General features: G+C 34.6%; 12 protein-coding genes. 2 read left to right on the top strand and 10 right to left on the bottom strand.

The window, feature by feature from the left end:
• Positions 1–141: 141 nt before the first annotated feature.
• Positions 142–1,014, bottom strand: a complete 873-nt coding sequence (locus AB8B65_RS12905) for a hypothetical protein (protein ID WP_405301487.1) — start codon at positions 1,012–1,014, stop codon at positions 142–144.
• Between the two features lie 187 nt (positions 1,015–1,201).
• On the opposite strand from AB8B65_RS12905, the gene AB8B65_RS12910 reads away from it, so the two are divergent.
• Positions 1,202–1,726 (top strand): glutathione peroxidase, encoded by a 525-nt coding sequence (locus AB8B65_RS12910; protein ID WP_405301488.1) that lies wholly within the window; start codon positions 1,202–1,204, stop codon positions 1,724–1,726.
• A gap of 18 nt (positions 1,727–1,744) precedes the next feature.
• Here the strand turns inward: AB8B65_RS12910 and AB8B65_RS12915 are convergent, their stop codons facing one another.
• From AB8B65_RS12915 to gcvP, 4 genes are all read right to left on the bottom strand, one after another.
• On the bottom strand, positions 1,745–2,137 hold the full coding sequence (locus tag AB8B65_RS12915) for a hypothetical protein (protein ID WP_405301489.1): 393 nt from the start codon (positions 2,135–2,137) through the stop codon (positions 1,745–1,747).
• 97 nt (positions 2,138–2,234) lie between these two features.
• Positions 2,235–3,029, bottom strand: coding sequence for a pyrroline-5-carboxylate reductase (gene proC, locus AB8B65_RS12920; protein ID WP_405301491.1), 795 nt, complete (start codon positions 3,027–3,029; stop codon positions 2,235–2,237).
• A gap of 1 nt (position 3,030) precedes the next feature.
• Entirely contained in the window at positions 3,031–4,089 is a 1,059-nt protein-coding gene (locus tag AB8B65_RS12925; RefSeq protein WP_405301492.1) for a 3-oxoacyl-ACP synthase III family protein, read from the bottom strand.
• Between the two features lie 237 nt (positions 4,090–4,326).
• Positions 4,327–7,176 (bottom strand): aminomethyl-transferring glycine dehydrogenase, encoded by a 2,850-nt coding sequence (gene gcvP / locus AB8B65_RS12930; RefSeq protein ID WP_405301493.1) that lies wholly within the window; start codon positions 7,174–7,176, stop codon positions 4,327–4,329.
• A 147-nt stretch (positions 7,177–7,323) separates the two neighbouring features.
• Here gcvP and AB8B65_RS12935 point away from each other — a divergent pair, with 147 nt between their 5' ends.
• Positions 7,324–8,148 (top strand): hypothetical protein, encoded by an 825-nt coding sequence (locus tag AB8B65_RS12935; protein WP_405301494.1) that lies wholly within the window; start codon positions 7,324–7,326, stop codon positions 8,146–8,148.
• On the opposite strand, the gene AB8B65_RS12940 is transcribed toward AB8B65_RS12935, so the two are convergent.
• The 5 genes from AB8B65_RS12940 to AB8B65_RS12960 all read right to left on the bottom strand — a co-directional run.
• Complete coding sequence (locus tag AB8B65_RS12940) at positions 8,145–8,402, bottom strand: hypothetical protein (RefSeq protein ID WP_405301496.1); 258 nt, start codon at positions 8,400–8,402, stop codon at positions 8,145–8,147. The two genes, AB8B65_RS12935 and AB8B65_RS12940, sit on opposite strands and share 4 nt — an antisense overlap.
• Positions 8,403–8,412: 10 nt before the next feature.
• Positions 8,413–8,967 carry a sigma-70 family RNA polymerase sigma factor gene (locus AB8B65_RS12945; protein ID WP_405301497.1) on the bottom strand — a complete coding sequence of 185 codons (555 nt, stop codon included), beginning with the start codon at positions 8,965–8,967 and terminating at the stop codon, positions 8,413–8,415.
• Positions 8,968–9,428: 461 nt separating this feature from the next.
• On the bottom strand, positions 9,429–9,878 hold the full coding sequence (locus tag AB8B65_RS12950; protein ID WP_405301498.1) for a cell division protein: 450 nt from the start codon (positions 9,876–9,878) through the stop codon (positions 9,429–9,431).
• Positions 9,879–10,493, bottom strand: coding sequence for a hypothetical protein (locus AB8B65_RS12955; RefSeq protein ID WP_405301499.1), 615 nt, complete (start codon positions 10,491–10,493; stop codon positions 9,879–9,881).
• 61 nt (positions 10,494–10,554) lie between these two features.
• On the bottom strand, positions 10,555–10,930 hold a 376-nt coding region (locus AB8B65_RS12960), incomplete at its 5' end, for a DUF2071 domain-containing protein (protein ID WP_405301501.1).

Here is a 10,930-nt window from a genome sequence, read left to right on the forward strand (position 1 = left end):
TCCCACAACAAATAGGATCATTTTGGATATCCTGATAAAAGTAGGAACATGTATGATGGTAAACGGAATTGTGATTTATAAACTTCGCATGATTCCTGCTATCAACGATTGGATTGCTAGTAAAATAGGAGTGAAGTAAAACTATTCTTCTGGATCACCATATTTAAAAACCTTTGCAGATGACGGTAAAGTTGTCTTGTTGCCGCCTTGGTGCCTACCTTTTGTCGTTTCATTATATTTCCTCACATCGACACTCATTCCTCTGTTTTTCGTAGTATAATTTCCTGTTACGCTTGGTTCGGCTTTCATTTGAGCTTTCATACTTGTTATACCAGCTGTTCTTGCTGCGACTACTCTTCGGTGATCTTCGGTAAATAAAGTCAGTTGTCGTTTATTGCGTTTTTGAAGTGGATTAGTTCGCTCCCATTTTCGTCTTGGAAGTTCAATAGCACTCACCTTTATAGTAGGAGTTTTGTCTATATAAGAAGGGTTTTCTTTTAGTTTTTCAACCAAATCCATCATTTCTGAATCGTCACTGAATTTTCCACTGATACCAGCATGCATTGTTCTTATTCTTGCTGGATTGATTTTAAAAATTCCTCCTGGTTTTACTTTTTGTATAATTCGTCTAACTTCACTTGAAGTGTAAGGATTTGTAGTTTTAGATTTGAATGTCACTGAGAATCCTCTTCTTTCTTCCATTGGAATTGATCGTTCTACGCCTTGCATTTTTGCCAATCGACCTGCCTTTCTGTTATGTTTGGATCTTTTTCCTCTGTCAAACTGTATAGGCGCATTGACTGAAGTTTGAAAAGTATCAGTATTTTTTTTAGTTTGTAACTGTCTTACTTTTGAGTTCGTATTATTTTTTTGCTGAAGTTTTCTTTGTACGCTTGCTTCGGGTCTATTGTCAACCAAAGAAAAACCTGAAGTAGTTCTACTTTTATTTTGTACTGTAGAACTAGCAGAATCGCTAGTTTTATGATGTTTAGGTTTAAGCAGTTTTTCGTACATAACTCATTTTGTGTTGATTTGCACTTCTAAAGCTATAAGAACTTTCGCTAAAATCAAAATTATCTCTTGCTATTTCTTTAATAATTTGGTCATGTGATTCAGTAATTCAATACCTTTTGGTCTTACAATCGTTTTGTTTTTGACGAAATTGAATGCTAAAATCGTTATTTTTGTATAAAAAAAAGCCATGAAAACTATTGAAAAAGCAAAACTAAGTTCCAACGTTTCTACTACAACTGAACGTACTTCTTTATATGACATCGCGATTAATGATTTACACGGGAATCCAATGTCACTTTCTCAGTTTAAAGGGAAAAAAATATTGTTTGTGAATGTGGCTTCTAAATGCGGATTCACAAAACAATACAAAGAATTGCAGGAGTTGAGTGATACGTATAAAGAGCAATTGGTCATAATTGGTTCGCCTTGCAATCAGTTTGGGCGACAAGAACCTGGCGATGCAACGCAGATTCAAGAGTTTTGCCAACTGAATTTTGGTGTTACATTTCCGCTTACGGAGAAGTTAGATGTAAAAGGGAAAAATCAACATCCTTTATATGAATGGCTGACTTCAAAAGCGCTCAATGGTAAAAAACGCTCGAGTGTAAAATGGAATTTCCAAAAATATATCGTTGATGAAAATGGTGAATTGCTCAATTATTATTACTCACTTACGAAACCGATGAGTGCTAAGATTACGAAGTATTTATAGTTTTTTTGAAGAAATAGGTTACTTAATTTTTTTAATAGTGCTTTTATAAATGTCATCATAATCGTCACTAATAAATTTTGACTCTTGAACGTATGTTTCACCATCAATACTCACGATATGAACCATTAAATCGTATGTAGGCATATTTTTTGGTCTCGATTTCCAAAATGCCTCATTACCTTCTAAAAACTTGAGCCGATAACTGCAATCGTCTATCCAAGTAATTTGTAGTTTGATTTCTTTTCCAGCAAATTGTTCTGTTTGGATAGAATCATTTCGCTGAATACTTGCTTTAATAATACCGTCTTCTATATTAACAAATTCTCCAGTTTTGAATTTTTTACACTTGTTCTGCGCATACGAAAATGTACACACAAACGCTAGAAGGCAAAAAGTAATGATATTTTTCATGAATAATTTTAAAAGTTGCTCGGTTTGTTTTTCTAAAAGGATTCTGGATTTCAAAGATCAAAGATCAAAGACCTAAAACCTATAAGTGCTTTATATTTCAATCTCTCTGAATCGTTTCAATAGAAGTTTTAATTCCTTTTATAAGTGACGAACTAAATCCTTGGTGTTCCATTTCGTTCAATCCGGCAATAGTGCAACCTTTTGGAGTAGTTACTTTGTCAATTTCTTCTTCGGGATGATTTCCATTTTGCAGCAATAATTCACTTGCACCTTTTACAGTTTGCGATGCAATTTTGGTAGCAGTTTTGGCGTCAAATCCAATTTCAATTCCGCCTTGAATCATCGCGCGGATAAAACGCAATACATACGCAATTCCGCATGCACCTAAAACGGTTGCAGCATCCATCAGGCTTTCATCTATTTCAATAGTTTCACCCAAAGCATCAAAAATAAACTGTGCCTTTTTTATATTTTCTGCGGAAGCGTTATGAGACGCCAAACACGTAAGTGATTCGCCAATTGCCGCTGCCGTATTTGGCATAGCACGTACAATTTGCACATTGTTTGCAACACAGTTTGAAAGTTGCGCTAATGAAAAATCGCTGATTACAGAAATGATTAAATGTTCTGCCGTAATATGCGGAGCAAGTTCTTTAAGAACGCTTTCTATTCGATACGGTTTTAGCGCAAAAATTAAAATTTTAGACTGCTTAACAGCTAAAATATTGTCGGAAGTTGTGTGTACGCCTTTCGATTTTAAATCAGCTAAAAGCTCCACTTTTGTGCGTGTTACATAAATTTGCGAAGGATTATTATGTTGTTTTAACAATCCTTGCGCAATAGATTTTCCTAAGTTTCCGCCGCCAATAATGGCAATTGTATCTTGATTCATGCTAATATTTATAAACCATTGCGTTGATGTTCATTCCTGCACCAACACTAGCAAACATAATAATGTCGCCTTTTTGTATATCTTGATTTTCAACTTGTCCTTTTGTAACCATATCAAATAAAGTTGGAATTGTAGCTACAGAGCTATTTCCTAAGTTGTGAATGGTCATTGGCATAATACTGTCTGGCGCTTCTTTGTCATACAAACTGTAAAAACGTTCAATAATGGCTTCATCCATCTTTTCATTGGCTTGATGAATAAATATTTTCTTTAAATCATCAATAGCAACGCCGCTTTTGTCTAAACATGCTTTCATAGCAGAAGGTACATTTGTCAATGCAAACTCGTATATTTTACGGCCATACATTTTTATATAGCGTGTATCATTGCACAACTCTGGATTGTTTGATTTTCCAAAGTATAAATAATGTGCTTCATCATAAGAATGTGTTGCCGTTTCATGTGAAATAATACCACAATCTTCAGTTGTAGCTTCAATGATAGTTGCACCAGCACCATCAGAATAAATCATAGAATCACGGTCGTGTACATCTACAACTCTTGATAATGTTTCCGAACCAATAACGAGGCATTTTTTTGCAATTCCTGCTTTGATAAATGCATACGCTTGTATCATACCTTCCAGCCAACCTGGACAACCAAATACAACGTCATAGGCTACACATTTTGGGTTTTTTATACGCAAGTTGTGTTTTACTCTACTCGCCAAACTCGGTACCATGTCACTTTGAATGGTTTTGTGTTTAACATCACCAAAATTATGTGCGAAAATGATATAATCTAACGTTTCTGGATCAATATTGGCGTTGGCAATTGCTTTTTCAGCAGCAAAAAAACCTAAGTCTGAAGAAGAATGATGAGTTTCTGCATATCTGCGTTCATCAATTCCTGTAATAGACTGGAATTTTTTTATAATAATTTCTGTGTTTTGCTTAAAAGGGCTACCATCTTCATTTAAAAATTGGTGTTCAAGGAAAGCTTCATTGATTTCAACTTCAGAGGGAATATAACATCCTGTCCCAGTTATTTTCACTTTCATACAGTCATAGGTTTTTTGGGATTATAAGCTACTAAATTAACGATAATAGGCTTTTAATTATTTAGCGGATGCTTCAAAATTAACATTTTTGAGGATAATGCACTCAAACGTTAAGGTTTTAAGGAATTCGTAAAATAAATCCCTTAAAACTGATAATTCTCTAAAAAAAGAGGTGCGTTAAACTCGAAAAAAAGGAGCGTTTGTTTTAAACGCTCCTTGTATTTTTAGTTGTAAGATTTATTGTGCTTCTGCATACGCTTCAATTGGCGCACATGTACATATTAAGTTTCTATCTCCATACGCATCATCTACTCTACGAACTGATGGCCAAAATTTATTGTCGGAAACAAATGGTAATGGAAATGCTGCTTTTTGGCGTGAGTATGGAAGATTCCATTCGTCCGCTGTAAGCATGCCAAGTGTGTGCGGTGCATTTTTCATTATATTGTTTGTGTCATCTGCATTTGCTTCTGAAATTTCTCCAAAAATTGCTAACATCGCATCACAGAATCTATCTAATTCAGATACATTTTCACTTTCCGTAGGCTCAATCATTATTGTTCCTGCTACTGGGAATGATACTGTTGGCGCGTGGAAACCGTAATCCATCAAACGTTTTGCAATATCCGTTACTTCAATTCCGTGTTGTTTGAAAGGTCGGCAATCAATAATCATTTCATGCGCACAACGTCCACGTTTGTTTGTGTATAAGATCTCAAATTGACCTTCTAAACGACCTTTGATATAGTTTGCATTTAATATTGCGTATTCCGTTGCTTCTGTCAATCCTCTTGAACCTAGCATTGCAATGTATCCGTACGATATTAAACAAACCAAAGCACTTCCCCAAGGAGCTGAAGAAATTGCCGTGATGGCTTTTTCTCCTCCAGTTTTAATGATTGGATTGCTTGGTAAAAAAGGTGTTAAGTGTGCAGCTACACAAATTGGTCCTACACCTGGTCCACCACCACCATGTGGAATGGCAAATGTTTTGTGTAGGTTTAAGTGACAAACATCAGCGCCGATTGTAGCAGGATTTGTCAATCCTACTTGTGCGTTCATGTTGGCGCCATCCATATATACTTGTCCACCATTGTCGTGGATAATTTGAGTAATTTCTTTGATGGTAGCTTCAAAAACTCCATGTGTTGATGGATACGTTACCATTAAAGCAGCAAGATTGTCTTTGTGTAATAATGCTTTTTCACGTAAATCATCTACATCAATATTTCCGTCTTCGGAAGTTTTTGTTACGACAACTTTCATTCCTGCCATGACTGCACTTGCTGGATTTGTTCCGTGTGCAGATGCTGGAATTAAACAGATGTTTCTGTGTGAATCATTTCTTGACTCGTGATAGGCTCTAATGACCATTAATCCTGCAAATTCTCCTTGTGCACCAGAATTTGGTTGCAATGAAGTTCCTGCAAATCCTGTAATGACATTCAATTGGTGTTCTAATTCTTTTAGTAAAATTTGATAACCTTCAGCTTGATCTACAGGGACAAATGGGTGAATGTTATTCCACTGAGCTGAACTTAGCGATAACATTTCCGCCGCAGCGTTTAATTTCATCGTACACGAACCTAAAGCAATCATTGAATGGTTTAATGATAAATCTTTACGCTCTAATTTTTTGATGTAACGCATCATTTCCGTTTCCGAATGATAGCTATTGAATACAGCTTCTTCCATAAACGTGGTTTCACGAACTAAGGAAGGCAATATTTTTGATACGTCTGAACTTGTTATTTCGATGGTTTCTTTTTCTACAGAAGCCGCAAAGATGAACGCAATATCATTCAAATCGCGAGTTGTTGTAGCTTCATTGATAGAAATTGCAACCGTTTCTTCGTCGATATATAAAAAGTTGACTTCGTTTTGCTCAGCAATTTCTTTGATTTTAGCAGCATTTGCTTTTACAACAATAGTATCAAAGAATGCTGTATTTGTTTGCTCAAAGCCTAGTTTTTCTAGTGTGTTTGCAATGTCAACTGCTTTTGAGTGTACTTTGTTTGCAATATAGCGCAATCCATTTGGACCGTGATATACAGCATACATTCCTGCCATAACCGCAAGTAATACTTGTGCTGTACAGATATTAGACGTTGCTTTGTCTCTTTTGATGTGTTGTTCACGCGTTTGTAATGCCATACGCAATGCACGATTTCCGTCAGTATCTTTCGTAATTCCGATGATACGACCTGGAATGCTACGTTTGTATGCTTCTTTGGTTGCAAAGAAACCTGCGTGCGGACCTCCATAACCTAAAGGAATTCCGAAACGTTGCGTAGTTCCTACCACGACATCAACTCCGAAGCTTCCTGGCGATTCTAATAATACCAAACTTAAAATATCGGCAGCAACAGCTACTTTAATTTCGTTTTCGTTTGCTTTTTTTGTGAACGCTTTATAATCAAAAATTTGTCCGTATTTCCCAGGATACTGTAGTAAAGCACCAAAGTATTCTGTGGAGAAGTCAAATTCTTCGTGATTTCCAAAAACCAATTCAATTCCAATAGGAATGGCACGTGTTTTTAGCAATGAAATGGTTTGTGGTAATACTTCATCAGATACAAAAAACTTAGCAACATTTGCTTTTTTCTGTGCTCTTGAGCGTACACCAAATAACATTGTCATGGCTTCCGCCGCAGCGGTACTTTCATCTAATAGTGAAGCATTGGCAAGTTCCATACCTGTCAATTCGGTCACTACCGTTTGAAAGTTTAACAATGCTTCCAATCTTCCTTGTGCAATTTCAGCTTGGTATGGCGTGTAGGCTGTATACCAACCTGGATTTTCAAATATATTACGTTGAATTACAGGAGGCGTTACCGCTTCATGATATCCTAATCCGATATACGATTTAAAAATTTTATTGTGACCAGCAAGATGTTGCATGTGCGATAAAAATTCGTTTTCACTCAATCCTTCCGGAAGTGCAAGTGCTTCTTGTAAACGAATTCCATCGGGAATGGTTTCATCAATGAGTTGTTCAAGAGAATCAACTCCGATAGTTTGTAACATATATGGAACATCTTTTGCGCGAGTTCCATTGTGTCTCAATGAAAAAGAATCAGTTTTCATCAGCTATAATTTTTTCTTTTTTTATAGTTGTGTTTATGGCATGCAAAAATACAATTAAAAAATCACTTCTTTATAATTTTATGGGATCGTGAATTCATAAAGTTTTTAACCAAAAAGCAGGGTTATGAACAGTTTCGCTATTTTTGTGTGATGGATGTTTTAAAAAAGCTCTTTAATTTTTATTTAGATAGTAGTATTCACATAGGATTTAGTGTGTATGCTTTGACCTATTGTACGCTGCTTTTATTTGATTTGCATTATGCGGAAGCTATTTTATATTTCACATTTTACGGTACTATTGTGACATATAATTTTATTAAGTATGGAAGTTCGGCAAAAAAATACTTTTTTGTAGCTACTAAGTATATGAAATTAATTCAGTTATTGAGTTTTGTTTGTTTCGTTTTGGCGGCTTATTATGCGTATCAATTAGAGTTTAAAACCTTATTGGTTGCAGTAGGTTTGTGCTTGTTATCATCTTTATATATTATTCCATTTTTACCCAAACAGAAAAATTTTAGAATGTTGACAGGTTTTAAGATTTCGATTGTTGCTTTGTGTTGGACAGGCGTTACAGTCCTTTTACCAATTGTAAATGCTGATTTTCCACTTGCAGATACAAATGTAATGTTGGTCGCTTTGCAACGTTTTGTTTTGGTATTGATTTTAATGATTCCGTTTGAAATTGGCGATTTGTCTTATGACGCTGCTGCTTTGGGAACATTGCCACAGCGTATTGGAATTCGTCGTACAAAACAGCTTGCCTATTTGTGGATAGTATTGTTTTTAGTTTTAGAATACTTTAATAGAGATTCGTTTTCCAACGCTTTTTTTATGACCGTGGGAATTAGTTTGTTACTCGTATTCTTTATTTGGGAATCGCGCATAAAAAAATCGAAATACTTTACCTCTTTTTGGGTGGAAAGTATTCCGATTGTATGGTTTTTACTATTGTTACTTGTGCGTAACTAGTGTTTATTCATTTCTTCTTGCAGTTTGCGCTGCATTTCTTCTTTCTTTTCTTGTTTAATGGTGTCTATTTTCGATTTGTCAATAAGCTGCGATAGTTTCGCGTTTTTACTTGAATATGCTCTTGTAATATGACACCAAGAAAGTCTCAATTTGAGTTTTGTAATTTCCCAAAAACCAGCTTCTCCATATTGCGATTTGTCGCAGATGTGTTTGGCTTCTTCACAGGAAATGAAAAATTTATTTTTTGTACTCATTACTTTATTATTAATACCAGTTCTGTTCGAGGCATCCAGAAAGTGCGGTTCTCGCTCTGTGGATAATAACCCAAAGGTTAGACGCGGTTATATTTAATTCATTACAAATAGTTTCGGTGTCGTATCCTAAAATGGTTTTCATTTTAAAAATGGCTGCTTGCTTTTCGGGAAGTTTGTCGAGGCAATCTTCAATAGCAAGTCCGAGTTCTTCGTTTTGTATTTGGTCTTCCGCGTTTTTATCGTAATTATCCGCTACACGTTCTTCCAGCCAATCGCCTTCAGATTCTGTATCAGAATTGTAATTTATTCTAACTTCCGCTTGTCCTTTTTTAGAGTTTATTTTGCGATAATAATCAATGATTTTTCGTTTCAAAATAGAAATCAACCATGTTCGTTCAGAAGCTTCTCCTTTGAAATTCGCCATTGATTTTAATCCTGCAAAAAACGTTTCTTGGACTAAGTCTTGCGCAGTTTCTCTATCTTTTACTCTTACAATTGTGTAATTGTAAAGGTAATCCGCATAGAGCGTAATCCAGGTGTTAGGATCAAGTTTGTGATTTGGCATTGATGGTCTAAATTATTTTTTCAAAAGTAAATGATAATTGTTAGAATAAAAAATCATTCTTTTGGCTATCAGGAATTAAGCAGTTTTGTTACTGGTTGCTTGTTGCTGCTTGTTCGTTATTCGTGGAGTTGTTCAGTTGAAATTTCTCGATAACTTTTACATTTACCATTTAAAATTTACCATTGATTATTTTTGTCACGAATGATGATTTTTTCTTTGTTCTCTATTTGTTGTTAAGTTTTTGAAAATGAGAAACTTTATTGTTTTTAGGCTCTTCTCGATACTAAATTTCTTGGGAAATTTCACTCGAAGTGACGGTATTTTTGTTCGTTTTTTGTTATTCGTGGAGTTGTTCAGTTGAAATTTCTCGATAACTTTTACATTTTACATTTTACATTTTACATTTACCATTTTCAAATCATCAAATCACCAAATTGACAAATCTGCAAATTACCACATTATCAAAATTCCGCACGTTGTTTAATATGCTGATTCCGTTCACGTAGAAATGTTGTGAGGTATGATTTTAGAATGAAGTAGTTGAAAATTTTACCAAATATACCATACGGAACTTCGTAGCTTAAGTTGTCAATCATTTCGGTACCGTTTTCTTTTTCTTTGAACATGTGTTCATGATGAAAACTTTTAAACACACCTTTTGCCATTTCATCTACAAAGTATGTTGGCGATTCCATGGCGGAAATGATACTTGTATGTTGTAAATAAACACCAAAATGTTTTGCACGCCATGTAACTGTTTCTCCCAATTCAATTTTCCCAGAAGTGCGTCCAGCAATCGCTTTTTCACGTGTGTTGTTTGTGGAAGCTTCATGCTCAGAAATATCTCTGGAAAGATCAAAAACCAATTCAATTGGCGCATTAATTTGTGTTTTTAACTGTATTGTTGTCATTTAAAATTTATCCGATTTTTTACCCAACTCTTCTTCTGCACCAACTGGAGAATATCCTTTTTCAATAACCAAATCGTTAATTTTTTCCCAACTCATATATTTTTCCCGCTTGATTTCTGTAGTTTTTAAATAGTTCATGTATGCAACCATTTTTGCAAATATATCTTCAACTTCTGTTTGTGTAATTTCAGAAATCGGTTTTAGTGGCACTAATTCTGATGTAGCATATAATATAGACGTTTCTAGTTTTCTTTTACCAGCTTTTCTATACACCTCTTGAAGTTTTATTCTATTGTTTTTTATTTTAGTAATGATTACTTGCTTTTCTTCAGCTTCACGATTTTTATGATTGTATCTTTTTCCTTTTAAAATGTATGTTTTAGTATTTTTATCAATAACTGAATCGGTTAAAACTTTATAACTGAATCTCGGTATTTCATTACATTTTTGAAAATCATCACAATCAGAAATATATACAGAATCTTGTACTTGTTTGAGTAGTTTGACTTCACCTTTTGCGATAAAGTAATATTCCTGATCAAATAGCATGGTTTGCGCATTGGCGTACAAAACTCCAGCAAAAAAAATGAGTAGTATTAGTTTTATAGGTTTCATGATGTAACGTTCTATGTTTTGTTGAAAATAATAATTTATTCAAAATCAATTACTTATGTCTTTAGGCTAGTGTTTTTTTCGGTTCAACCGTAATTTCCGAACCTTCCATGACAAATACAGAATCTGGTGTTTGTGTGGTTAAATGTGCAAATTTTTTACCGTAATTCAATTCAAAATCTACATTTACTGTAAATTCATCTACTTTGTAATATAACCATTTTGGATGCGTTACTTCGTATTCAAATGTTTTGTTTTTGTTGTATTGAGTATAGCCAAAATAGTGTTCTGAAATAAATTCGATTTCTGAATTTAGCGGAAAAGGTTTCGGATTGTTATTCGCTTTTATGGCAATCGATTGTTCTTTTTGTTGGTGCGTCCACGTGTATGAAATGTCTATTGTTTTTGGAGTTATGTTCCAACTGTGCGACATTGGTCGT

The sequence above is a fragment of the Kordia sp. genome (assembly GCF_045105435.1).
Taxonomy (GTDB): Bacteria; Bacteroidota; Bacteroidia; order Flavobacteriales; family Flavobacteriaceae; genus Kordia.